A 23,012-nucleotide genomic window follows, 5' to 3' on the forward strand; every position below is an offset into this window, starting at 1 on the left:
GGGATAATCTGGCGCGCTTCAATCGACGCTCAAAGCGTTTCTCCAAAACTCATGACATGCTGGAGATAACGCTCACACTGTTCTTTAACAGGCACCTCATCGGGAGTCCTCAGTAAACACTGCCCCTACAAGGGGGGGGGGGGGGGGGGGGAGACAAGTGGAAAACGCTCGCTCTAATCTCACCTCGATTACGCGATGACGCCCTTCAGCCCAATAGAAGGCATTGCATTGCCGCCTCTTTCGTTCTCCCCCCTTGTGGGGGAGATGGCGGCAGCCAGAGGGGGAGTCTTTCGACAACGGGATTTTCTTTTAGAGCTTGTGAATGTCATCGTAGGGGATGGTGAATACCTTATCGTCAAATCGCACGCCTGTCTGGACGTTGTAGATCATGACGGACGTATCCTTGTTCTGCACGTCGGTGATCGTCCACTGGCGCAGATCATAGGTCTTCGGATCAAACATCATGGTGATGGTGGAATCCCCGAAGATCGTCTTGTTGCCGAGAACGATCGTCGTGAGGTCCGACTCCTCGCGTACCTCGCGCACCATCTGGTTGGAGAGATCGATCTTGTCGGCGAGAAGCAGGCTGAGCGGCGTCTTGGACAAGGGATAGAGATCCCAGGTCTTGAGCTTCAGGTTGCCGATCACGACGTTGCTACCATCCGCAATGACGCGGATCGGCGACGGATCCTCGAAGTTAAAGCGCAGCTTACCCGGTCGCTGGATATAGAACTTGCCGCCAGTTTGTTCACCGCGCGGACCGAACTGTACGAATTCACCCAGCATGGTCTTCACGGACGAAAAGTGGTCGGCGATCTTCTGGGCAGTCGTGGCACCCACAACCCCCTGTGCAAAAGCCGGCATGCCTGTAGCACCTGCCAGGGCGGCGCCGGCCATACCCAGAAGAAGGCTGCGGCGGCCAAGGAGCAGAGCGGAGGTTTCGGTCGCAGGTTTGGTCATGGGTGTTTACTCCTTCTTCTCTCTTATTGTGCGGCCAAAGGCGGCGGCTTCGTGACCAAGGTTATCGCTCAAGGATATCGGATTCGGTCGGCACCAGGATTTCGCGTTTGCCCGCATGGTTGGCGGGTCCGACAATGCCTTCTTTCTCCATCCGCTCGATCAGCGAAGCGGCACGGTTATAGCCAATGCCCATTCTGCGCTGGATATAGGAGGTCGATGCCTTGCCGTCACGCAGGATAATCGCCACCGCCTGATCGTAAGGGTCATCGGAGCCGGAAAGATTGGCGGTACCTGCAGGACCGTCGCCATCGCCGTCTTCATCATCATCGGCAGTGATCGCATCCAGATAATCCGGCGCGCCCTGGCTCTTGAGATAAGAGACGATGTCTTCCACTTCGCCATCGGAAACAAAGGGACCGTGAACGCGCTGAATGCGTCCGCCGCCTGCCATATAAAGCATGTCGCCCATGCCGAGCAGCTGTTCGGCACCCTGCTCGCCAAGGATCGTGCGGCTGTCGATCTTGGATGTTACCTGGAAGGAAATGCGGGTGGGGAAGTTCGCCTTGATCGTGCCGGTGATGACATCGACCGAGGGGCGCTGCGTTGCCATGATGACGTGAATGCCGGCGGCACGCGCCATCTGCGCGAGGCGCTGCACGGCCCCTTCGATATCCTTGCCGGCCACCATCATCAGGTCGGCCATTTCGTCGATGATCACGACGATATAGGGCATGGGCTTCAGGTCGAACTCTTCCGTCTCATACATGGCCTCGCCGGTGCGGCGGTCAAAGCCCGTCTGTACGGTGCGCGTCAGCACTTCGCCCTTGGCGAGCGCCTGCTCGACGCGGGTGTTGAAGCCATCAATGTTACGCACGCCGATCTTCGACATCTTCTTGTAGCGTTCTTCCATCTCACGAACGGTCCACTTCAGCGCCACAACCGCCTTTTTGGGGTCGGTGACGACGGGGGACAGGAGATGGGGAATGCCATCATAGACGGAAAGTTCCAGCATCTTCGGATCGATCATGATCAGGCGGCACTGCTCCGGCGTCATACGGTAGAGCAGCGACAGGATCATGGTGTTGATCGCGACAGATTTACCAGAGCCGGTGGTACCGGCCACCAGCAGATGCGGCATCTTGGCAAGGTCGGCAATCACAGGCTCGCCGCCGATCGTTTTTCCGAGCGCCATGGCAAGCTTTGCCTTGCTGCTGTCGAAATCCCGGCTGCCGATCAGCTCGCGCAGGAAGACCGTTTCGCGGCTCTGGTTCGGCAATTCGATGCCGATGGCATTGCGGCCGGGTACAACGGCGACGCGGGCAGCGATCGCACTCATCGAGCGAGCAATATCATCCGCGAGACCGATGACGCGAGAGGACTTAATGCCAGGAGCAGGCTCCAGCTCGTAGAGCGTCACGACCGGGCCGGGGCGCACATGGATGATCTCACCACGCACGCCGAAATCCTCCAGCACACCTTCAAGCATGCGGGCATTCTGTTCCAGCGCTTCGGCCGAAAGGGTAGCGTCCTTCACCACATTGCGAGGCTCAGCCAGAAGGTGAACCGAGGGAAGCTGGAAACCTTCCGGATCGATCAGCGAGCCCTGTGCTTCACGCGCCACCCGCGCACCGGGGCGCGGTGCCGCAGCCGGTGCCGAAATGCGCGCCGAGGTGCGTGGACCACCCTGTTGCAGGGAGCGAAGCCCCATGTCGAACGGCGGTTCATCGTCATCATCGGCCAAGATACCGGCAGGGCGCGGATGTGAAGGCAGATCTTCATCATCTTCGTCCTCGTGGACGGCGGCCTTCGGAGACAGGCGGCGGCGCGCCGCCATTAGATCCGACACCGACCCATCCATCGACGGTTCCGCGCGGGACGCCGGGCGCTCCTTGGCGCGCACCGGTTCGTTCAGCGTGCCGAATTCATCCTCGTTGAAATCATAAGGCTCATTATAGCCGGTCTCGGCCCTTGGGCGCGGCTTGATGCGCAACAGGCGGCGGAACCGCGCCTGGGTGATGTACCAGTAGTGCGCAAGTGCACCGAAGGCATGGAAGGCAAAGAAGCTGCGGTCCTCGTCTTCCTCCTGGAGATCACGAGCCGAAACAGCGCGCCGCACGGGGCGATCGTCATCGTCCTCGTCTTCCTCCTCGTCCTCATCGATTTCCTGCTGCCCGAGGAGCCCTGCGGCAAACAGCAGAAAGCCTGCCGTCGGAATGGCAAAGATGACGCCGAGAACGGTAGCGAGAATGCCTGTTGGATAGGTACCCACAAAAAGCGCGGGAAAGCGCAACAGCATGTCACCGATGACACCGCCAATGCCATTCGGAATGGGCCATGTATGCGGTGCCGGGAAGCAGCCGAGCGTGGCGGAGCCCAACAGCAGCCCCACACCGAGCGATGCGATGCGGGCAGGAATTCGCCCTATGCGGCGGCCGACGATCAGCGCCAGCGACCAGGACAGGACCGGCAAAAGCGCGATAACGCTGGCCAGCCCGAAGAACTGCATCATGATGTCTGCAAAGACGGCGCCGGGAAACCCGAGCAGGTTCGTCGCCGCGTGATCCGTCGCATAAGAGAAACTCGGATCCGAGACATTCCAAGTGGCCAATGCGGCAACGGCAAGCGCCAGCGCCAGGAATATCCCGAAGCCAAACATCGCCAGCACCTGCCGAACGACGAAGGCCGTCAGCGCTTGGCGTGTGGAGTGCTGCGCCATAGCGGCCGAGGTGCTTCTGCCCATGATACAATCAGCCCGAACTTAAGTTGACGCCAGGGCAAGCGTATCCGCGGCATGTGCCGCAAATTGCGCCCATCTATCCCAACGCTAGCGAAGTTTGGTTAACGCGACTTTAACCACCCGCGGCAGGCACTCGTTTACCAATATGAAAAACCCGGCACGAAGGCCGGGTAAAAGGAGGCGGTGTCGAATTTCGTCTTTTGAGAAGATGGCGCCTGTGACGCCATCTTCCGATTTGCAGGCTTAGGAGTGGTAAGCAGCTTCGCCGTGAGACGACAGGTCGAGACCTTCGCGCTCAGCTTCAACCGGCACACGCAGACCGAAGATAACATCCACGATCTTGTAAAGGATCGCCGAACCGATGCCGGACCACAGCAGGGTCACGACCACGCCCTTGAACTGCGCCCAGACCTGCGTAGCGGTGCCACCGTAAGTCGCTGCGAAGTCGGCCGTGGAGTAGTCGACAATGCCGGCGCCGCCGAGGGCCGGGTTGACGAAGACGCCCGTCAGGATCGCGCCGAGAATACCGCCAACGCAGTGGACGCCAAACACGTCAGCCGTATCGTCATAGCCGAACTTGTTCTTTACCGTGGAGACAAAGAAGTAGCAGATCGGGGAAACGATCAGGCCCATAACGAGGCCGCCCATCGGTCCAACATAGCCGGCAGCCGGCGTGATGACGACGAGACCGGCCACAGCACCGGAGGCAGCACCCAGCATGGAGGACTTGCCGCGAGCGAAGGTTTCAACCAGCGACCAGGAGACGATCGCAGCCGCAGTGGCGACGAAGGTATTCATCATGGCAAGGGCGGCGCCACCGTTCGACTCGAGGTTCGAACCGGCGTTGAAGCCGAACCAGCCAACCCACAGCAGGGATGCGCCGACCATGGTAAGCGTCATCGAGTGCGGGGCCATCATGTCCTTGCCGTAGCCGGTGCGCTTGCCGATCATGATGGCACCAACCAGGCCTGCGATACCAGCATTGATATGAACGACAGTGCCACCGGCGAAATCGATCGCGCCGAAGCCGAAGATCAGACCACCCGGATCAGCATAGGCGCTCGGGCCACCCCAGAACCAGACCATGTGCGCGATCGGGAAGTAGATAAAGGTGAGCCAAAGGACCACGAAGAGGATGACCGCGGAGAACTTTACGCGCTCTGCAAAAGCGCCCACGATCAGGCCGGGGGTAATGGCAGCAAAGGTCATCTGGAAGGCAACGTAGACCAGTTCCGGAATGACCACGCCCTTGCTGAAGGTTTCAACCGTGGACGCCGGCGTCACGCCTGCGAGGAACATCTTGGAGAGACCGCCGACGAACGGGTTGAGCCCGCCACCAGCCGTGAACGAAAGCGAATAGCCATAGACAACCCAGAGGATCATGGCGACAGCCGCGATCATCATGACCTGCATGCAGACGGACAGCATGTTCTTGGCGCGCACGAGGCCGCCGTAGAACAGGGCAAGACCCGGAACGGTCATCATCAGAACCAGTGCCGACGAAATCAGCATCCAGCTGGTATCGCCCTTATCCGGAACCGGAACCTTGGCAGCGGCGGCGGCGGCAGCCGGAGCGGCGTCCTGCGCAAAAGCGATCGCCGGGGCCAACAAGGCCGCGGACGCGACGCCAAGCCGCGCGACGTTGGATGTGAACTTGGAAAACGACATATGAATGAACTCCCCTCGACGACCAGTCTTACAAGGCTTCGCTGTTGGTTTCGCCGGTACGGATGCGCACGGCCTGCTCGATCGAATAGACGAAGATCTTGCCGTCCCCGATCTGACCCGTCTTCGCTGCAGAGGCGATGGCTTCAACAGCCTTTTCGACCATGTCGGAAGCAACCGCGATTTCGATCTTCAGCTTGGGCAGGAAGCTGACGGCATATTCCGTGCCACGATAGATTTCGGTATGCCCCTTCTGGCGCCCGTAACCCTTCACTTCGGTTACGGTCAGGCCCTGAATGCCGACAGCCGTGAGAGCTTCGCGCACCTCATCGAGCTTGAATGGCTTGATAATGGCCATCACGATTTTCATGTGGTTTCCCATCCTTTGCTACATCGGCGAAACGCCGAACTCTCCTGGCCGCTGGCACCGCACCGAGCAGCGACTGCCATCTACCATTCAAGGCCCGTGCCAGTTTGATGGGCGGAAATAAGTTATTGAAATATAAAGGTTATGATGAAGCGCTTAGTTTGAAATGCAATTGAGCGCCTTTTAGGCGCTCAATTTTCGTGCAATTTATTTTTTTTGCACAATCATTGTTCAGTTGCTCGTTTGCGAATCAAGCCTTCTTGCGCAACAGATGCAATCAGCATACCACAGCGTGTATAAAGACCGCCACGCGTCATACCGCGCGCACCGGAAGCGCTGGGACTGTCCTGCGTGTACAAAAGCCAGTCATCCAGGGCGCAAGGACGGTGAAACCACATGGCGTGGTCGATACTGGCCGCCTGGATCTCCGGATTGAAGATAGTCGTGCCATGCGCATAAAGGGATGTATCAAGAAGCGTCATGTCCGAAAGATAGGCAAGTGCTGCTGCCTGGTAATGGCGGTCATCGGGCACGGCTCCGGTCATGCGAACCCAGATCTTCTGTTCCGGCTTCAGCTTCTCATTTGAGACATAGTGCACGAGCGAGAGTGGGCGTATTTCTACCGGACGCTTCTGACCCCAATAGCGCTTTACCATCTCAGGCGCCTGCGCCAGGAACATGGCCTGAAATTCCTCCTCGGACATAAGTTCCTCGGGCTGACGCACCGGTGGCATATCGGTCTGATGGTCGAAACCCGGCTCCTCGACATGGAACGAGGCGGACATGGCGAAGATCGCCCGACCGTGCTGAATGGCCGTGACGCGACGTGTGGAAAAACTAGAACCATCCCGCAACCGCTCGACGTCGTAGATGATCGGGACCTTCGGGTCGCCAGGCAACATGAAATAGGCGTGCAGCGAGTGTACGAAACGGTCGCTATCCGTCGTGCGCTGGGCTGCCATCAGCGACTGCGCAATGACCTGTCCACCAAACACGCGCTGCCAGCCGATCTGCGGACTCATGCCGCGAAACAGGTTCTCCTCCAGCCGCTCGAGATCGAGCGTGACAAGCAGTTGATCCATGGCGGACAATGTGTCGGAAGGATGCGGCATTTTTAACAGGCCCTGACGGTAGGAAGCGCAAGTCACTTGCTCTATATGTCTGGCAGTTCAATCTCAAGTACAGGAGCGTTGCGATGCTGGACATGCTGATCGTCGGAGGCGGATATGTGGGCCTCGCGGTGGCGGTCGCGACCAAGCAGGCCGCGCCCCATTTGGCCGTTGAAGTGATCGAAGCCGCACCAGAAGGTGTTTGGCAGAAAGATGAACGCGCATCCGCCATCATCGCCGCTGCCACCAAGATGCTGGACGTATTCGGCGTCTGGGGCGAGATCGAGCCGGACGCACAGCCGATCACCCGCATGATCGTCACCGATTCGCGTACCTCCGATCCAGTACGCCCCGTCTTCCTGACCTTTGACGGCGACGTCGAGCCGGGCCGACCCTTTGCGCACATGATTCCCAACCTCGCGATCGTTCGCGCCCTGCGTGGGGCCTGCGAGCGCCTGGGTATCAACATTCGCCATGGCGCGGCGGCGACCGCTTTTGAAGCAGGTCCCTCCAGTGCGACGCTGACACTTGCAGATGGATCGGAAATCAAGACGAAACTGGTCGTCGCTTGCGACGGCGTTCGTTCAAAACTACGGGACATGGCGGGCATCCGTACCGTGCGCTGGGATTACGGCCAGTCGGGCATCGTGACGACGGTGGAGCACGAGCGTCCGCATGAAGGCTGCGCGGAAGAGCATTTCCTGCCCTCCGGCCCCTTTGCCATCCTGCCGCTGACAGGCAACCGCTCTTCCCTGGTGTGGACGGAACGCACTGCGGATGCAGATCGCCTCGTGGCTTCCGATGACCTGATTTTCGAAGAGGAATTGCAGCGCCGCTTCGGCCACAAGCTTGGCGCACTGACGGTAGTGGGTGGCCGCAAGGCTTTTCCTCTGGGGCTGACGCTTTCCCGCTCCTTCATCGCGCCACGCCTTGCACTTGCGGGCGACGCCGCGCATGGCATCCACCCCATTTCCGGCCAGGGCCTGAACCTAGGCTTCAAGGACGTGGCAGCTCTTGCCGAAACCATCGTTGAGGCGGACCGCCTGGGTCTGGACATCGGCGCGGTCAATGTTCTGGAGCGCTACCAGACCTGGCGGCGCTTCGACACCTTCCGCATGGGTGTCACGACAGATGTTCTGAACCGCCTCTTCTCGAACGATATCGAGCCGGTGCGCATTGCGCGCGATCTCGGTTTGGGCATCGTCGAGCGTCTGCCGAAACTGAAGTCCTACTTCATCGGCGAGGCGGCCGGAACCAAGGTGAAGGATTCGCCGCGTCTACTGGCAGGCGAGCAGATCTGACGGCCGCAGGCTATGCAGCCACTCAGTTCTCGATCTTGCGGGCTTCCGAAACAAGCATGATCGGGATGCCGTCGCGGATGGGATAGGCCAGCCGCGCAGCCTCTGAGATCAGCTCGTTGTTCTGCCGGTCATAGGTCAAACGCGTCTTGCCCAGCGGGCAGACGAGAAGATCGAGAAGCTTGGGATCCACCTTGCTGAGTTTCTCGTCCATGCCAACAGCCTATTGTAGGATCGTATCGGAATCGCCGAAGTCGCGCGCCAGATGGATCTCGGTAATGGCAATCAATGTTTCCGCCCGCGTCTTGAGGTCAGGAGCTTCCAGCAACGCCTGCTTCTCAGCGGGCCCGAACGGAGACATCATCGACAGCGAGTTCACCAGCGTCAGATTACCGGCACGCTCGACGCTGTCCCAATCCGCTTCCAGCTTGTTGGCATCCAGATAAGCCCGGAACACCCGCAGAAGCGCTTCGCGATCCACAGCCAGTTCATCGTCGTCTCCAGAGAGATCGGTCATGAACGGCATGAAGCGGAAAGTACGGAAAGGATGCCCCTCGCCAACCTCTTCCACCGCCCGAAAGCGGCACACGCCGCTCAGAGATACGATATAGCGGCCATCCCCGGTCTCAGCGAACGAGGTGATACGGCCAAGACAGCCAACCGTACTGAGGGCTGGCCGGGTTCCCTCGCCTGCTTCACCGAGGGCAGGCTGGATCATCCCGATCAGGCGATCTCCGGCAAGTGCCGCATCGAACATGGCCAGATATCGGGGCTCGAAGATGTTGAGGGGCAATTGCCCGCCGGGCAGCAGCAAAGCGCCGCTCAATGGAAACACCGGCACTGCTTCCGGAAGATCCTCACGCTTTACATATCTTGCATTGCCGACATGCATTGGCCTTCTCCCGCGTACAGCGCAACGGCCGCCCAATAGCGGCCTGCCATTCTATGTGGTGTGTCCGTTCTCAATCACAAGCGGCCGGGCGAAAGGTAGCCACCTCTCACGAAAAGAGAATAGACGAAAGCTTACGACGCGCCGAAATCGTCGCCGGATCCTTCGGTCCCCAGGTCTCGAAGAACTGCAGAAGCTGGCGGCGCGCGCCGTCATCATCAAAGGTCCGATCCTTGCGCATGATGAGCAGCAGGTGCTCTGCGGCTTCCTCGCGGTTGCCCTGAACGTTGAGAATTTTGGCAAGTTTCATACGCGCTTCGTGGTGATCCGGGTTAAGGGCCAGTTCATGCTCCAGAGCAACGGGATCGCCGAGTTTGCGGGCTTCCTCGATCTGCTGCAGCTTGAGGACAGCCGCCTGGATCGGTGCCTGCTTTGTCAGTTCCTCTGGCAAGGAGTCCAGCATCTGCCGGGCGCGGGCCGTCTCACCCAGCGCCACCAGGCATTCGAACATGCCGGCAATACCCTTCGCGTTTTCCGGATCGGCCTGCAACACTGCTGCAAACAGCTGGGCAGCGCCGTCGATATCGCCGCCATCGAACAGCGCCCGAGCTTCCTCGAGCGCCGATTCGATTTCCGCTTCCGGTCCGGCGCCAGCGGGGCCTGCGAGCTTGTCGATGAACTGACGGATCTGGCTTTCCGGCACCGCACCCATGAAGCCATCGACCGGACGACCATTGACGAAGGCAATGATGGCCGGAATGGACTGGATGCCGAGCTGGCCCGGGATGGAGGGATGATCGTCGATGTTGAGCTTAACCAGCTTGACCCGGCCATTGCCCTCATTGACCACCTTTTCAAGCACCGGCGTCAGTTGCTTGCACGGACCGCACCACGGCGCCCAGAAATCCACCAGCACCGGCTGCCGGCGAGATTCCTCCAGAACATCCTTCGTGAAGGCGGCCGTCGTCGTATCCTTGATATAGCCGCCTCCAGCAGCGGGTGACGCAGCGGGCTGCGAACCGAAGCTCATAGTGCCGCTCATCTGGCCGCCATAGCCGCCGCTATAGGGATTATTGGTGCCGCTGCTCATGGATGTCTCCCGGACTGAAATTTTTGTCTGCCGTTTGCTCGCAAAGATCGTATGTCAGCCGGTGACTTTCAAGACAAGCGGCTCATGCCCTGTCGCCTTCAGAAAACGCAAGAGATCCTCGCGACCGATGGAGGTCGTGGCATCGTTGGAAAGCGGATGGCCATTGATCACATCATAGGTCATCAGATCCTCATCGAGAACGAAAGTGACATTCAGCCCCGTGTCGTTGATGGCCCCGAACACGGTCACCGATCCCGGAACGACCCCCAGATATTCCAGCATCCTCTCCGGGCTGCCGAAGGACACGCGGCTGGAGGCTCCGATCACCTTGTGAACCGTCTTCAGATCCACCGTGGCATGCTCTTCCACGGTCAGCACGAAATACTGATCCTTCTTATCCTTCACGAACAGATTCTTGGTGTGCCCACCAGGGATCTCGTCCCGAAGGCTCGTGGATTCCGCGACCGTGAAGACCGGCGGATGCGTCTTGTTGGAATAGGAGATTTGCAGATCGTCCAGAAAACGAAAGAGGTCATCAGCGGTTTTCGGAGCGGCGGAAGTCGAAGTTTCGGTCATGGATACAAACGCGCTTTGTGGATTGATGAACATCAGGAACGAAGTTGCGAGACTATAGAAAGCTCCGCGAGAATCCGACAGCCCGATCTGCGTCACGAGTGGGTGCGATTTCACCACCCCTGGCACCATGAAACGGGTAGCACGAACCGCGATCAGATTTTTCCATCCTGCAATACATTGATTTTGCTAACAAAATAAACTTTCTTCAAAAAATCTGCCGATTCCTGTCATTTCCCTGTTGCATTCAAAAATGAGTTGGGCCATATAGCCCCCGTCGCCGCAACGCAGCGACCCGCGGTTCAGCGAACTACCCCGAACCGACGGAAAAATGAGCGGGTGTAGCTCAGGGGTAGAGCACAACCTTGCCAAGGTTGGGGTCGAGGGTTCGAATCCCTTCGCCCGCTCCAGTTTATCAAAAAAGCTTGTAGTATGATAAAGAGATAGACGCGCAACGCGTTGTCTAACCTCCGTTCGAACGGGCGCTTTCGCGCCCGCCCCCTTTTGTGATTTCGCGAATCATCAACTCGGCATCGTGCCTACGTAGCACGATTGCGGGCGAATGAGCCTGCCCGTCTGGTCCTGCTCCAGAACATGCGCCGTCCATCCGGCCATGCGCCCTGCGGCAAACACATTGGTGAAGCTATCGCGCGGAAAACCCACCGCTTCAAGAACAAGCGCCGTGTAGAATTCCACATTGGTCTGGAGCGGGCGTAGCGGCTTCCTTTCCTTGAGAAGATGAAGCGCTGCCGTCTCCACCTTGCCGGCAAAGGCGATCCGGCCCGAACCATCTTTCAGCGCCGAGACCGCTCCCTTCAGCACATCGGCGCGGGGATCACGCACGCGGTAGATCCGGTGTCCAAAACCCATCAGCCGCTCGCCGCGATCAAGTGCAGCCGCGAGCCAGGGCTCGATCCGCGTCTCGTCGCCAATATCGTCCAGCATATCAAGAACCGGGCCAGGTGCCCCGCCATGCAACGGCCCCTTCAAGGCGCAGAGCCCGCCCACGACCGAGGAAAACATGCCGGCCTTGGTGGAAGCGATAACGCGAGCCGTGAAAGTCGATGCGTTGAGGCCGTGATCGGACACCGTAACCAGATAGGTATCAAGCGCCTTCACCTTGTCATCATCCGGGTTGGCATCCCCAAGCATGCGCAGGAAATCTTCGGCCTGGCTGCAACTTGCGTTGGGTGAAACGGGGGCGAGACCCCTCGCCTGCCGAACGATTGCCGCGGTGAACACCGGCACGGATGCGACCGCCAGAACGTGGTGCGGTTCTGCTGCATCATCCGGCAGCGCCGAGAGCAGAAGCCGCAGGGCCTCCACGGGGCTGAGCGTGCGGATGCCGGCGAGCAAGGGCTGCATCAGAGAAAAGGCCGTGACACGGGCTTTGCCGAGCGCTTTGCCAATCTCCTCGGCGGTCAGCGGGGGCTGCGCGAGATCCCGCCAAAGCAGTTCCAGCACCTGTTCGAAACGCCAGTGCGCCAGTTGTTGCAGATGATATCCGGCGATGATGAGTTTCCCCGCCTGGCCATCCACATGGCTGAGCCGGGTTTCGGCAGCAATCACATCGTCGAGGCCGGGTGCGGGGGTCTGCGCAGCAAGCTTGGGCGCAGAGGGAGCAATAGGTGCCATGATCAATCTCCTCAAATTAGCAGGGTGACTTGAGGATGTTGCAGTGCATATATATGGTCAATCTTGATTCATATAATCAATGCATATGGTATGATCATGACCGCTGGTGAAAAATTCCTGGATGCTGACAGTGCTGCCGCAACGCTCGGCATTACGAAAGCCACGCTCTATGCCTATGTCAGCCGCGGCCTGGTCCACACGAGCGGAGCCGATGATGATCCCAGACGCCGGCTGTACAGCGCCCGCGACGTGGAAGCCCTGAAGAAACGAAAGTCCGTGGGCCGAAAGCCGAAGGAGGCTGCCGCAACCGCACTGGATTGGGGATTACCGGTTCTGTCCTCCGCCATTACCCTCATCGAAAACGGCCGTCTCTTTTACCGGGGAAAGGACGCGACGGCGCTCGCAGACCACGCCTCGCTGGAGGATGTGGCGCGCCTGCTCTGGGATTGCGGCTTGACCGACCCCTTCGAGGACCCGAAGGCAGAACCGGAGCCCTGGCAGCCCGCTCTTCTTGCCGCAACCGCCACCCTGCCTCTGACCGAACGCTGCCAGGCGCTCGTTCCCTTTGTCGCGGGCGGCAGGGCAACGGCCTGGAAGCGCGATGCCCGGCGCCTGCTGCCGGGTGCTGCAGCCCTCACGCGCAGCATGGCCGGCGCCTGTGTAGCAAGGAGCCCAAGCGCTGAGCCGATCCATGATTTTCTCGCAAGGACATGGGGCCTGCATGGAAAAGGCGCCGATATTCTTCGCCGTGCCCTGGTGCTGCAGGCAGATCACGAACTGAATGCATCTGCCTTTGCAGTCAGGGTTACGGCTTCAACGGGTGCCTCGCTCGGGGCCTGCCTGAATGCCGGCCTCTCTGCCTTGAGTGGACCGAAGCATGGCGGCATGACAAGCCTCGTGGAGCTGCTGTTCGACGAGGTCGAGCGCAGTGGCGATGCTTTTGATGTCGTCGAAAGCCGCCTGCGGCGCGGCGATGGCATTCCCGGCTTCAATCATCCGCTCTATCCGGATGGCGACCCGCGCGCCAATGCCCTGCTGCCGCACCTGCCGGATGATCCGCTTCGTACCTCCCTGCTGGGTGTGATGGAGGATACGGCAGGTCTGATGCCGACCTGCGACGTGGCGCTGGTCGCATTGCGGCGCAGCTTGAACCTGCCGCGGGGCTCGGCGCTTGCCCTGTTTGCCATCGCCCGCACGGTCGGCTGGATTGCCCATGCGCTGGAACAGAAGGATGACGAGCGGCTGATCCGCCCGCGCGCCCGCTATGTCGGGCCGGCCGCGCAGCAATCTTGAAAAAAATCGATTCGGCCGCGGAATAAGTTCAACACCTGCTCCGTATATTGGGGCATGAGCGAAAAACGGCACCCTTTCGATGTTCTGACCCAGTTGGCGACGCTTCGGCGTTACGCCCGCTCGCTGGTGCGCAACCCGGATGATGCCGAAGATCTGGTCCATGACGCTCTGGTGAAAGCCTATGAGCGCCACGGCACTTTCCGCTCCGGCGGAAACCTGCGCAACTGGCTGCTGTCGATCGTGCACAACACGCATATCGACCGCCTGCGCCGCCGCCGCTCGACAGAGCTTCGCCATCAGGCAGCTGCCGATCTGGCCGAGACCACGCAACATGCAGACCCGGATCAACCGATCCGCCTGCGGCAATTGCGGGATGCCTTCTTTGCCCTGCCCGACGAGCAGCGGGATGCGCTGCATCTCGTCGCCATTGAAGGGCTCAGCTACCAGGAGGCCGCCGATGCGCTTTCCATTCCGGTCGGCACGCTGATGTCCCGCATTTCCCGTGCCCGCGCCCGTCTGCGCGCCTTTGAAGAAGGCGATCGCACGGGCTCCGGGCCGAACTTGAAATTGATTGAAGGTGGACGCGATGAAAAGCCTTGATCCGATCCTGTCCTCTGACATTGAGGCCTATGTCGATGACCAGTTGGGCGCCGCACGCCGCATCGAAGTGGAGGCATACCTTTCCGCCAATCCGGAAATTGCCGCCCGCGTGATGGCCGATCTCAGCATCAAGGGTGAACTTCGCCTGGCGCTGGCTGGCACCTTCAACCATGGCCGCCCGGAAACGCGCGAGGCCGCGCGCCGCCTGCAGTCGGCACTCTCACGAGGGCGCATCTTTCGCACGCTGCAAAAGATTGCTGCCACCGTGGTCCTGATCGGCGCCGGTTGGGTGGCGAACGCTCATCTTGGTGCTTCGGAAGTGGTGGCGTCCGTTCATCCGCCGGAATTTGTTGAGGAAGCCATTCGCGCTCACGGCACATCGATCCTGCGTGGCACGATGACCTCCCAAACGGAAGTCTCGCATTACGATCCGGCGGAAATTCGTTCCGCAACAGCCATCGTGATGCCGACCATCCCGAAGGAATGGCGCGTTGAGGATGTGCAGGTTTTCCCCTCCGCCTTTGGCCCCAGCGTCGAAATGGCGGTGAAGGGAGAAAAAAACCTCAGGCTTTCGCTGTTTGCGGTGCGTCCGGGTTCCTTCTCGGTACAGCCGGTCACGCTCGTCAAACAGGGCAATGTGCAGGCGTCCTACTGGCAGATCGGGGAGGTGGCCTATGCGCTGGTGTCCAGCACGCCCGATGGCAGCCTTCTCAAGGATGAGGCGGAAAGCCTCAGCCGCTCTCTTTATTAAGTCATCAAGTTCAACCTCAAGGAGGAAAACATGAATCCGAATTTCGGGTACCATTCATCCGTCCAGTCCCAGGCCCTGTTCGACGAGAGCCTGCGCCAGCACATGCTGCGCGTCTACAACTACATGGGCATCGGCCTCGTCATCACCGGCATTGTCGCCTTCGTGGTCGGCAGCACGCCGGCGCTTTACGTGCCGATCTTCTCCACGCCGCTGAAGTGGGTGGTAATGCTGGCGCCGCTCGCCTTCGTCTTCTTCTTCTCGTTCAAGATCCAGACGATGTCCGCCTCCACCGCGCAGATGACCTTCTGGGCTTTCTGTGCCGTCATGGGCCTGTCGCTCGCATCCATCTTCCTGGTCTTCACGGGCGCAAGCATCGCGCGCACCTTCTTCATCGCAGCCAGCATGTTCGGCGCGACGAGCTTCTACGGCTATGTCACCAAGCGTGACCTGTCGAAGTTCGGCTCGTTCCTGATGATGGGCCTGATCGGCGTGATGATCGCTTCGATCGTCAACATCTTCCTCGGCTCCAGCGCACTTCAGTTCGCTGTCTCCGTGATCGGTATCTTCGTGTTCGTCGGCCTGACGGCCTGGGATACCCAGAACATCAAGGAGCAGTATGCGGAAAACTTTGACCAGGAAAGCCAGCAGAAGCTTGCCGTGTTTGGCGCGCTCTCGCTCTACCTGAACTTCGTCAACATCTTCCAGCTGCTGCTCAGCCTCACCGGCGACCGCGAATAACAATCGGCCTTAGGTACAAGGAGACGATCCATGGACTACAACGACCGTCAGGCGATCGAGGGTCTGTTCGGCAAGCTCTCCCGCGTGGAGAGCCAATCCGGCCCGCGTGATCCGGAAGCGGAAAACTTCATCCGTGACCGCATCGCCCACCAGCCCGGCGCCCCCTATTTCATGGCGCAAACGATCGTTGTGCAGGAGCAGGCGCTGACGGAAGCGCAGCGCCGCATCGAAGAACTGGAATACCAGCTGGCCTCTCGCCCGGCTTCGGGCGGCGGCTTCCTGTCCGGCCTCTTCGGCAGCAATCAGCCTGCGCGTCCCGCGCCGCGGCCGGTACAGCCGCAAGGCTACGGCGCAGCTCAGGCCTATGCCGCACCACAAGCACCGGCCGCAGGGCCTTGGGGCAATCAGGGCCAGGGTAATGGCTTTGGTCAGGCCCAGGGCTATGCGCCGCAAGGTCAAGCCTTCGCTCAGCAGCCCTCGCGCGGCAGCGGTTTCCTGGCAGGTGCTGCCCAGACGGCTATGGGCGTCGCAGGCGGCATGCTGCTTGGCAACGCCATTGCCGGCATGTTCTCCGGCAATGAGGCACAGGCAGCCGAAAGCGGCAACGAAGAGTCCGGCGCCGACGACGGCGGCATGGAAGATCTGGAATTCTGATCTTCCATTCTGACACAATTAAAATGGCCGTGCCTTGGGGCGCGGCCATTTTTGTTAGGGACTGACGCTGGCCAGGCGCTCTCTCAGGCTGAGAATCGTCGGCACATCGGCATTGGCAAAGGCAAAGCGCAGAGACTGCTCCTGGCCGGGGCCGAAATAACCGCCGGGGATGCAGACGATACCTGCCTGTTTTGCCAGATGTTCCGCCACTTGGGCAGAGGTCATCTCCGGGAATGGGTGCCGCACAAAGGCGAAGTAGGCGCCGACTGCATCCAGCCGCCAGGCGGGCAGCCCGGCCATCACTTCTCTCAGCGCATCGGCGCGGCGCAGGATCTCTTGCCGGTTTTCTTCCCGCCATTCGGTTAGTGGCACGAGGGTCTCGGCCACCGCCCCCTGCCCCGCCCGTGGCGCACAGATCTGCAGATTGTCCATGATCTTCGCCACCTGCTCGATAAAGCGAGGTCCAGCTGTAATCGCCCCCAGCCGGTGGCCGGGAATGCAGAAGCTCTTCGAAAAGCTGTAGAGTGAGACGAGACCATCCTCCCAACCCGGTACACTGAAAAGATCATGCGGGGCGATATTCGCCTGAGGCAGAAAGTCCCGATAGGTTTCATCCAGGATCAACCAGATGCCGCGCGCCTGACAGAGTTCGAAGATTTTACGTAGCAGCCCTGCAGGATAAACGGCGCCGGTCGGATTGTTGGGCGATACGAGAGCAAGCGCCCTGACGCCGGACACGATGGCAGCCTCGATCGCTTCAAGACGCGGAACGAAACCATCTTCCGCCAGGCACTCGACCAGCGCCGTGCGGATACCCAGCATGGCCAGCGTCGTCTCATGATTGAAGTAATAGGGATTGGTCATCAGCACCGTATCACCCTTGCCCGCCACGGCCATCGCCGCGCAGATGAAGGCCTGGTTGCAGCCGGAGGTGATGTGGATGTTATCGACGCCGATCTGCGCACCATAGCGGGAGGCGACGTGCGCCGCATACGCCTGCCGCAGGCTGCGATCACCCTCGATCGGTCCATAGCCGGCAAAAGACGTGGATGAGGCAGCCTTGCCTAAAGCCTCCAGCAACAGCGGGTGGGCGGGATAGCCGGGCACGGCCTGCGACAGGTCGATCAAGGGCCCCTTGCTGCCATCATAGGCTTTCGCCCAAGCCTGAACGGACGGGATGGGCGGTGGCGAGATGGTTTCGACCAAGGGGTTGAAGGCAGGCAAGGACATCAGGCAACAACCAAATCCGACAAAGGTGGATCAGAGATCCTAAGCTTTCCCGCACCGGCAGCGATGGCCCACCGGGGCGGCATGAAAGATCAGCTCTTGGAGAAGACGTAATCCGTTTCCTGGCGAAGCACCTCGCCCGGACGAAGAACAGCCTTCGGGAAGCCTTCGTGATTGATGGCATCCGGCCAGATTTGTGTTTCGAGGCAAAGCCCTGCATAGGGACCGTAGGGCTTGCCGGAGAGACCGGGTACCGTCGGTTTCAGCTTGAAGCCTGCATAGAGCTGGACGCCCGGCTCAGTCGTCCTCACCTCAAGGCTGACGCCGGAATTGACGCTGCGCACCAGCGCCACCGAGCGTTTCTCTGTCCGCTCGTTCGACAGGCAGTAATTGTGGTCGAACTCGACCTGGCCGCCATCCGCACCAGTGCGACGCACGGAACTAAGCTGGCGCAGATCCATCGCAGTGCCTTCAACAGCGATAAGCTTGCCCGTCGGCACCTGATGCTCGTCCAGTTCGAGATAGTGATCGGCGGCGATCATGATGTCGTGACCGAGGATGTCCTCACGGCCGTCCAGATTGAAATAGGTGTGCTGGCAAATGTTGGCGAGTGTCGGTTGATCGGTCACGCTCTCGTAAAGCACGGACAGGACGCCGTCGTCCTTCAGCTCGTAGGTCGCGGTGACGGTGCAGTTGCCGGGATAACCGCCGCGCCCGTCCGTATCGGTCACCTGCAACATGACCTTGTTTTCGGAGTGGGAAACGATGGTCCAGTTGGTCTTGCCAAGGCCGTCACTGCCACCATGCAGATGCGTATCACCATTCTGGTTGAGATCCAGCTGGTAGCTCTTGCCGTCCAGCGTGAACTGCCCCTTGCCGATGCGGTTCGCCACGCGGCCAGGCGTCGCGCCAAAATAGGAAGAATACTTTGGATAATCATCAAAAGCGTTGAAGCCGAGGACCAGCGGCGCCTCGTGTCCCTCAAGCCTCAAATCCTGAATGACCGCCCCCCAGGTCATGACATGGGCTGTCAGTCCGCCACCGGAAATCTTTACCCGGTACACAGTTTCGCCTTTGGGAGTGGTGCCGAAGATCTCGCCCTGGGTTGTCATTCTTTCTCGTCCTGTATGGTAATGAAGGCGGCAGCAACCTGCTTCATTTCAAACGCTTTCGCAATCACGAATAGACGAGAAACGACCGCCGCCAGATTGCGAGCAAGCGGCGATCGAACGCTGACAATGAGAAGCCTATTCCGCGCCGATCTTTTCCAGATCGTATGGTGTGGTCTGGTAGATTTCGTTAATCCAGTTGCCGAATAGAAGATGCGCATGGCTTCGCCAGCGGTTCTGGGGCGGCAAGGACACGTCATTATGCGGGAAGTAGTTGTAGGGCATCTTGATGGGAACGCCGGCATTCACATCCCGGAAATATTCGTCCGCCAGTGAGGTGGAATCATATTCCACATGGTTGAACATGTAGAGCCGCTTGCCCTTTTTCTCATGGACCAGGCAGACGCCCATTTCCTCCGATTCCATCAGGATTTCGAGCTGTGGGATCTTTACGATGTCGGCGCGACGCACTTCCGTCCAGCGTGAAACCGGAACCTGGAAATCATCCGAGAATCCATTCAGGTAAACGGAAGAGGGCACGAGGTTACGGTGACGGTAAACACCAAAGGCCTTCTCGCGAAGCTCATGCTTTGGCACGCCGTGGAAGTGATAGATAGCAGCCATCGCCCCCCAGCAGACATTCAGCGTCGAATGGACATTGGTTTCGGTCCAGTCAAAGATCTGCCGCATCTCGTTCCAGTAGGTTACGTCTTCATAGGCCAGCGTTTCCACCGGCGCGCCCGTGATGATGAAACCGTCGTACTTTCGGTGCTTCACCTCTTCCCAAGTTTCATAAAAGGAAAGCAGGTGTTCCTCGGAGGTGTTCTTTGCCTTGTGCCCCCCGACGCGGACGAGCGAAAGCTCGACCTGCAAGGGGGATGCCCCCACGAGGCGTGCCATCTGCACTTCCGTCTTGATCTTGTTCGGCATGAGATTGAGCAGACCAATCTGCAGCGGGCGAATATCCTGCCGCACGGCAACCGTTTCGGTCATGACCCGCACACCCTCGTTCAAGAGGGTCTGAAAGGCGGGCAGCGTATCGGGTATTTTGATCGGCATATTTGCACTCGACAAAACAAAAAACCGGCGGCGAAAAAATCGCGACCGGTCCGTGGAAGGTTTCTGATGTCTTCTCGCGGCCCTTTAGCGACTTGTTTTACGTGGCTGCAAGCCGGCCGGCCAAATCACCACGATTGAAAGCAACAAATAGGCCTTTCGCCTGCCAAGGTCAATGTCAGCGACGCTCGGGAGGCAGAACGTAGGATAGGTGACTTTCAATTATCATGAACTCACCGTTACCTGATCTGTCTAAACTACTGTCTACAAGATTATGATGCGCAAATCACCAACAGCTACGTTTGTATGATCAACCCGTAGACATCTGGAACAAACCGCGCATATAACCTAGTGGTTAGTAGGTATAACGATTTCAGCAAGAGCTATTGCACGATGGTCGCTCACCAGAACCGGCATAAAAAGGTATTATGCCGGCTGGGGCTGCGCAGTGATAACCGCATTGGGCTTGGTATCATCCGCCAGAAGCCCACTCGTTTTCAGCAGCGATGCAAAACGACCGCCCCGGGCAGACAACTCGTCGAAAGTGCCCTTTTCAATGATGCGCCCGTGATCCAGGAAGAGAACCATATCCGCATCCCGAATGGTGGACAGGCGATGCGCGATAATGAAGGTCGTGCGGTTCTGGCGAAGACGATCAATGGCTTCCTTAACGCGCGCTTCGGTTTCGACGTCGAGCGCGCTGGTCGCTTCATCAAGTACCAGGATTGGCGCATTCTTCAGGATCGCACGGGCAATCGCAATGCGTTGACGCTCGCCGCCGGACAAGCGGTTTCCACGCTCCCCGACATGTGTTTCGTAACCAGCCAAACGACTTTCGATGAAATCGGTCGCAGCCGCAGCTTCCGCCGCCGCAGTCACCTCAGCATCGCTCGCACCTTCACGGCCAAGACGGATATTGTCGCTGATCGAGCGATTAAGCAGACCCGCATCCTGGAAAACCGTCGCGATGGAGTGCCGCAGAGACTTACGGGTTACTGTCGCAATATCCACTCCGTCAATCAGGATGGCGCCGTTCTGCGGCTCGTACACCCGCTGCAGAAGATTGATCAGCGTCGTCTTGCCCGCGCCTGTCGGTCCGACGATGGCAATCGTCTGGCCCGCCTTCGCCACGAAAGAGACATCCTTGACGCCCTGCGTAGTGTTGGCGAAGTCGAAGGACACATCGCGGAACTCGACCTCACCCCGAACGCCGGCGAGTTCGCTGGCACTGGCAGGCTCTTCGCGATCCTTGACGGAGTCCTCCAGGCGGAAGAAGTCCTCAAGTTTAGAGCGAGCTTCGAAAATTTGCGTTGCAAATTGGCGCATCTGGTCCAGGCGGCCGATCAGCAGGTTCGCAAAGCCAATAAAGGCGATGATGTCGCCTACCTTCAGTTCACCCTTGCCGACCAGTACGACACCGATGATCAAAATGATCAGCATGGAGACAGTGGATGCCATGCGGTTCAAAGCACTGGCGAGGGCCCACCAATCCAGAACTGGGTACTGAGCGGACAAAAGCTTTTCAGTGAAGCCCTTCAGCGCCTTGGTCTCGGCTTCGATGCGGTTGTAGCTATGCAGCACGGTCACATTGCTGATGGAATCGCTGACATGCGAAAAGACCGTGTGATAGTGGCCCTCCACGGAAGCCTGGCCTTCCTTCGTGCGATTCATCACCACGCGACCGATGATCCAGTACAACACGCCAAGTACGATGAGCACAGAACTCAGACGCCAGTCCATGGACAGCGCTGTCGGAACCAGCAGCACGAGAGCGACTGCGGTGGCAAGATGGGTGCGCATGAATTCCAGCCAGAGGCCGAACAGGGTCTCGCTGGCACGCAACAGGGTGTGCAGAGCATTAGACGTGCCGCGCTGATGATGCCAGGCAAGCGGCATAGAAATGATTCGACCAAAGGCCTCCGTCAGCAATGTCGCACGGCGACCATGCGCAAGACGGTCGGCTTCGCGCGCAACAAGGACGTAAGCGACCGTATTGAAAACACCGAACCCACCCCACAATACAAGAATGGGTGTGACATCACCGCCGCCAGATATTCTGTCGATGATCCGTCCGAAGAGGATGGGCTCGGCAATGGTGATGACGGCAAGCACGATATTCGCGATCACCACAAGCGATACCCGGATGCGGCTCTCACCCAAATATTTCAGCGCTCTCGCGTAGACCTGCAACAAACTCAACTGATTGACCTCAATGGTAATGAATCATGAACATGATAATCGTGCCGACCTGTATGTACGGTGAACGACAACAACAACCTTAGATTGCATATTCGCAAATCTGCATAGGATAGTCGGCATTGCGGCTTGCATTCTGATGCACCAAAAGACCAAAATGAAATGCGGCAACCACCATTGTATTACCAGGTCGAAATCTAGGGTGGCTGAAAGAACGGAATCGGACGATAAGCGTCCAGACAATATTTTAAACGTGAATATAGATATCGAGGGGGCATGAGTGAGAGTTCACTCAATTTTACAGCTTTTGGTACTGATCGATGAAGCAAAGACCCAGGCAGAGCTTGTGTCAGAGCTCGAGTCAGTTTTGCGAGCTTATGGCTTTAATTACTATGGCTTATGGTTTCATCATAAACCGGTTGCCGGAATATCAACACAAATGTTGATCGGAAGCTGGCCCGATGGCTGGCGCCGCATATATATGGTTAAGAAATACTCTCTGATAGACCCAGTTCGCCGGATGCTTTCTATTGCACAACGCCCGTTTCGTTGGAAAAATGCGGTCAATACTTTCAAAAATGACCCGGCCTTCAAACGGATGACGAGGATGATGCAGGATGCTGCAAAGCATCATCTGACGGATGGCTACACGTTTCCTTTTCACGGCAAGACAGGGCTTCTTGGCCATTTCAGCATTGGCGGGCATCCGGTGGATCTATCGCCCGCCGAAGCGGCGCTGTTTGAAGCAACGGGACGCCGCATCTTCTGGCGCTTGATCGAATTGAATGGCATGGCGGGGGATCTCGAAACCACCGCAACCATGGAAACTGAACTGACCAAGCGTCAGATGGAGGTATTGGCACTTCTCGCAGAAGGTATGACTTCCAACGAAATTGCAAAAGACCTGGAGATTTCCAACCATACCGTCGACTGGTACATCAACGTGATCCAGGAAAAGTTCAACGCAAAGAACCGCCAACATGTGGTTGCGATGGCCTTCAGGCTTGGTTTGGTGAGCTGACACAGAAGTGACATTTTATTTTTGCGGTGCATGATCCTGAAATT

The 23,012-nt window shown here is 58.7% G+C and carries 21 protein-coding genes, 1 tRNA gene and 1 riboswitch; of the genes, 8 read left to right on the plus strand and 14 right to left on the minus strand.

The annotated features are described in order from the left end of the window. Positions 1 to 309: 309 nt before the first annotated feature. From Q2T52_RS23865 to tesB, 5 genes are all read right to left on the minus strand, one after another. Entirely contained in the window at positions 310 to 960 is a 651-nt protein-coding gene (locus tag Q2T52_RS23865; protein ID WP_302079428.1) for an outer membrane lipoprotein carrier protein LolA, read from the minus strand. A 61-nt stretch (positions 961 to 1,021) separates the two neighbouring features. Then, positions 1,022 to 3,700, minus strand: a complete 2,679-nt coding sequence (locus Q2T52_RS23870) for an FtsK/SpoIIIE family DNA translocase (RefSeq protein ID WP_302079429.1) — start codon at positions 3,698 to 3,700, stop codon at positions 1,022 to 1,024. Between the two features lie 240 nt (positions 3,701 to 3,940). Continuing rightward, entirely contained in the window at positions 3,941 to 5,365 is a 1,425-nt protein-coding gene (locus Q2T52_RS23875; protein WP_302079430.1) for an ammonium transporter, read from the minus strand. A 28-nt stretch (positions 5,366 to 5,393) separates the two neighbouring features. Continuing rightward, positions 5,394 to 5,744 (minus strand): P-II family nitrogen regulator, encoded by a 351-nt coding sequence (locus tag Q2T52_RS23880; protein WP_302079431.1) that lies wholly within the window; start codon positions 5,742 to 5,744, stop codon positions 5,394 to 5,396. Between the two features lie 209 nt (positions 5,745 to 5,953). After that, complete coding sequence (tesB, locus tag Q2T52_RS23885; protein WP_302079432.1) at positions 5,954 to 6,841, minus strand: acyl-CoA thioesterase II; 888 nt, start codon at positions 6,839 to 6,841, stop codon at positions 5,954 to 5,956. A gap of 83 nt (positions 6,842 to 6,924) precedes the next feature. Between tesB and Q2T52_RS23890 the strand changes: the two genes are divergently transcribed. Continuing rightward, positions 6,925 to 8,139, plus strand: coding sequence for a ubiquinone biosynthesis hydroxylase (locus tag Q2T52_RS23890; protein WP_302079433.1), 1,215 nt, complete (start codon positions 6,925 to 6,927; stop codon positions 8,137 to 8,139). Positions 8,140 to 8,161: 22 nt separating this feature from the next. Here the strand turns inward: Q2T52_RS23890 and Q2T52_RS23895 are convergent, their stop codons facing one another. From Q2T52_RS23895 to Q2T52_RS23910, 4 genes are all read right to left on the minus strand, one after another. After that, positions 8,162 to 8,350: a Trm112 family protein gene (locus Q2T52_RS23895; protein ID WP_302079434.1), complete on the minus strand. Its 189-nt coding sequence runs from the start codon at positions 8,348 to 8,350 to the stop codon at positions 8,162 to 8,164. A 9-nt stretch (positions 8,351 to 8,359) separates the two neighbouring features. Further along, positions 8,360 to 9,028: an LON peptidase substrate-binding domain-containing protein gene (locus tag Q2T52_RS23900; RefSeq protein WP_302079435.1), complete on the minus strand. Its 669-nt coding sequence runs from the start codon at positions 9,026 to 9,028 to the stop codon at positions 8,360 to 8,362. A 106-nt stretch (positions 9,029 to 9,134) separates the two neighbouring features. After that, positions 9,135 to 10,115: a thioredoxin gene (trxA, locus tag Q2T52_RS23905; RefSeq protein ID WP_302079436.1), complete on the minus strand. Its 981-nt coding sequence runs from the start codon at positions 10,113 to 10,115 to the stop codon at positions 9,135 to 9,137. A gap of 54 nt (positions 10,116 to 10,169) precedes the next feature. After that, positions 10,170 to 10,691: a prolyl-tRNA synthetase associated domain-containing protein gene (locus tag Q2T52_RS23910; RefSeq protein ID WP_302079437.1), complete on the minus strand. Its 522-nt coding sequence runs from the start codon at positions 10,689 to 10,691 to the stop codon at positions 10,170 to 10,172. Positions 10,692 to 11,023: 332 nt separating this feature from the next. On the opposite strand from Q2T52_RS23910, the gene Q2T52_RS23915 reads away from it, so the two are divergent. Continuing rightward, positions 11,024 to 11,098 (plus strand) — tRNA-Gly (locus Q2T52_RS23915). Between the two features lie 112 nt (positions 11,099 to 11,210). Here the strand turns inward: Q2T52_RS23915 and Q2T52_RS23920 are convergent. Continuing rightward, entirely contained in the window at positions 11,211 to 12,323 is a 1,113-nt protein-coding gene (locus Q2T52_RS23920) for a citrate synthase/methylcitrate synthase (protein ID WP_302079438.1), read from the minus strand. A 96-nt stretch (positions 12,324 to 12,419) separates the two neighbouring features. Between Q2T52_RS23920 and Q2T52_RS23925 the strand changes: the two genes are divergently transcribed. The 5 genes from Q2T52_RS23925 to Q2T52_RS23945 are packed head-to-tail and all read left to right on the plus strand — an operon-like array spanning position 12,420 to position 16,359. Next, positions 12,420 to 13,616: a citrate/2-methylcitrate synthase gene (locus Q2T52_RS23925; protein ID WP_302079439.1), complete on the plus strand. Its 1,197-nt coding sequence runs from the start codon at positions 12,420 to 12,422 to the stop codon at positions 13,614 to 13,616. 54 nt (positions 13,617 to 13,670) lie between these two features. Beyond that, positions 13,671 to 14,216 carry a sigma-70 family RNA polymerase sigma factor gene (locus tag Q2T52_RS23930; RefSeq protein ID WP_302079440.1) on the plus strand — a complete coding sequence of 182 codons (546 nt, stop codon included), beginning with the start codon at positions 13,671 to 13,673 and terminating at the stop codon, positions 14,214 to 14,216. Next, positions 14,203 to 14,967, plus strand: a complete 765-nt coding sequence (locus tag Q2T52_RS23935; protein ID WP_302079441.1) for an anti-sigma factor family protein — start codon at positions 14,203 to 14,205, stop codon at positions 14,965 to 14,967. The genes Q2T52_RS23930 and Q2T52_RS23935 overlap by 14 nt, the downstream gene beginning before the upstream one ends. Before the next feature lie 30 nt (positions 14,968 to 14,997). After that, a complete protein-coding gene (locus Q2T52_RS23940) occupies positions 14,998 to 15,705 on the plus strand; it encodes a Bax inhibitor-1/YccA family protein (protein WP_302079442.1) in 708 nt (235 codons plus the stop codon). 30 nt (positions 15,706 to 15,735) lie between these two features. Beyond that, on the plus strand, positions 15,736 to 16,359 hold the full coding sequence (locus Q2T52_RS23945; protein ID WP_302079443.1) for a DUF2076 domain-containing protein: 624 nt from the start codon (positions 15,736 to 15,738) through the stop codon (positions 16,357 to 16,359). A gap of 54 nt (positions 16,360 to 16,413) precedes the next feature. Here Q2T52_RS23945 and Q2T52_RS23950 read toward each other — a convergent pair whose 3' ends face one another. From Q2T52_RS23950 to Q2T52_RS23965, 4 genes are all read right to left on the minus strand, one after another. Then, positions 16,414 to 17,583 carry an aminotransferase gene (locus Q2T52_RS23950; protein WP_302079541.1) on the minus strand — a complete coding sequence of 390 codons (1,170 nt, stop codon included), beginning with the start codon at positions 17,581 to 17,583 and terminating at the stop codon, positions 16,414 to 16,416. A 95-nt stretch (positions 17,584 to 17,678) separates the two neighbouring features. Continuing rightward, positions 17,679 to 18,698, minus strand: a complete 1,020-nt coding sequence (locus Q2T52_RS23955; protein WP_302079444.1) for an aldose epimerase family protein — start codon at positions 18,696 to 18,698, stop codon at positions 17,679 to 17,681. A gap of 135 nt (positions 18,699 to 18,833) precedes the next feature. After that, a complete protein-coding gene (gene metA / locus Q2T52_RS23960) occupies positions 18,834 to 19,754 on the minus strand; it encodes a homoserine O-acetyltransferase MetA (RefSeq protein WP_302079445.1) in 921 nt (306 codons plus the stop codon). A gap of 64 nt (positions 19,755 to 19,818) precedes the next feature. Then, positions 19,819 to 19,896: riboswitch (SAM riboswitch) on the minus strand. A gap of 281 nt (positions 19,897 to 20,177) precedes the next feature. Further along, positions 20,178 to 21,950, minus strand: coding sequence for a glucan ABC transporter ATP-binding protein/ permease (locus Q2T52_RS23965; RefSeq protein ID WP_302079446.1), 1,773 nt, complete (start codon positions 21,948 to 21,950; stop codon positions 20,178 to 20,180). A 277-nt stretch (positions 21,951 to 22,227) separates the two neighbouring features. On the opposite strand from Q2T52_RS23965, the gene Q2T52_RS23970 reads away from it, so the two are divergent. Next, on the plus strand, positions 22,228 to 22,968 hold the full coding sequence (locus Q2T52_RS23970; protein WP_302079447.1) for a helix-turn-helix transcriptional regulator: 741 nt from the start codon (positions 22,228 to 22,230) through the stop codon (positions 22,966 to 22,968). Positions 22,969 to 23,012 lie beyond the last annotated feature (44 nt).

It is taken from the genome of Rhizobium oryzicola, assembly GCF_030504645.1.
Taxonomy (GTDB): Bacteria; Pseudomonadota; Alphaproteobacteria; order Rhizobiales; family Rhizobiaceae; genus Neorhizobium; species Neorhizobium oryzicola.

Coding starts and splice junctions, on each gene's coding strand:
- Q2T52_RS23870 (WP_302079429.1), bottom strand. CDS start 3,700: ATGGGCAGAAGCACCTCGGCCGCTATGGCGCAGCACTCCACACGCCAA.
- trxA (WP_302079436.1), bottom strand. CDS start 10,115: ATGAGCAGCGGCACCAATAATCCCTATAGCGGCGGCTATGGCGGCCAG.
- Q2T52_RS23920 (WP_302079438.1), bottom strand. CDS start 12,323: ATGGCACCTATTGCTCCCTCTGCGCCCAAGCTTGCTGCGCAGACCCCC.
- Q2T52_RS23945 (WP_302079443.1), top strand. CDS start 15,736: ATGGACTACAACGACCGTCAGGCGATCGAGGGTCTGTTCGGCAAGCTC.
- metA (WP_302079445.1), bottom strand. CDS start 19,754: ATGCCGATCAAAATACCCGATACGCTGCCCGCCTTTCAGACCCTCTTG.
- Q2T52_RS23925 (WP_302079439.1), top strand. CDS start 12,420: ATGACCGCTGGTGAAAAATTCCTGGATGCTGACAGTGCTGCCGCAACG.
- Q2T52_RS23900 (WP_302079435.1), bottom strand. CDS start 9,028: ATGCATGTCGGCAATGCAAGATATGTAAAGCGTGAGGATCTTCCGGAA.
- Q2T52_RS23865 (WP_302079428.1), bottom strand. CDS start 960: ATGACCAAACCTGCGACCGAAACCTCCGCTCTGCTCCTTGGCCGCCGC.
- Q2T52_RS23875 (WP_302079430.1), bottom strand. CDS start 5,365: ATGTCGTTTTCCAAGTTCACATCCAACGTCGCGCGGCTTGGCGTCGCG.
- Q2T52_RS23940 (WP_302079442.1), top strand. CDS start 14,998: ATGAATCCGAATTTCGGGTACCATTCATCCGTCCAGTCCCAGGCCCTG.
- Q2T52_RS23880 (WP_302079431.1), bottom strand. CDS start 5,744: ATGGGAAACCACATGAAAATCGTGATGGCCATTATCAAGCCATTCAAG.
- Q2T52_RS23910 (WP_302079437.1), bottom strand. CDS start 10,691: ATGACCGAAACTTCGACTTCCGCCGCTCCGAAAACCGCTGATGACCTC.
- Q2T52_RS23895 (WP_302079434.1), bottom strand. CDS start 8,350: ATGGACGAGAAACTCAGCAAGGTGGATCCCAAGCTTCTCGATCTTCTC.
- Q2T52_RS23890 (WP_302079433.1), top strand. CDS start 6,925: ATGCTGGACATGCTGATCGTCGGAGGCGGATATGTGGGCCTCGCGGTG.
- Q2T52_RS23930 (WP_302079440.1), top strand. CDS start 13,671: ATGAGCGAAAAACGGCACCCTTTCGATGTTCTGACCCAGTTGGCGACG.
- Q2T52_RS23935 (WP_302079441.1), top strand. CDS start 14,203: ATGAAAAGCCTTGATCCGATCCTGTCCTCTGACATTGAGGCCTATGTC.
- tesB (WP_302079432.1), bottom strand. CDS start 6,841: ATGCCGCATCCTTCCGACACATTGTCCGCCATGGATCAACTGCTTGTC.
- Q2T52_RS23955 (WP_302079444.1), bottom strand. CDS start 18,698: ATGACAACCCAGGGCGAGATCTTCGGCACCACTCCCAAAGGCGAAACT.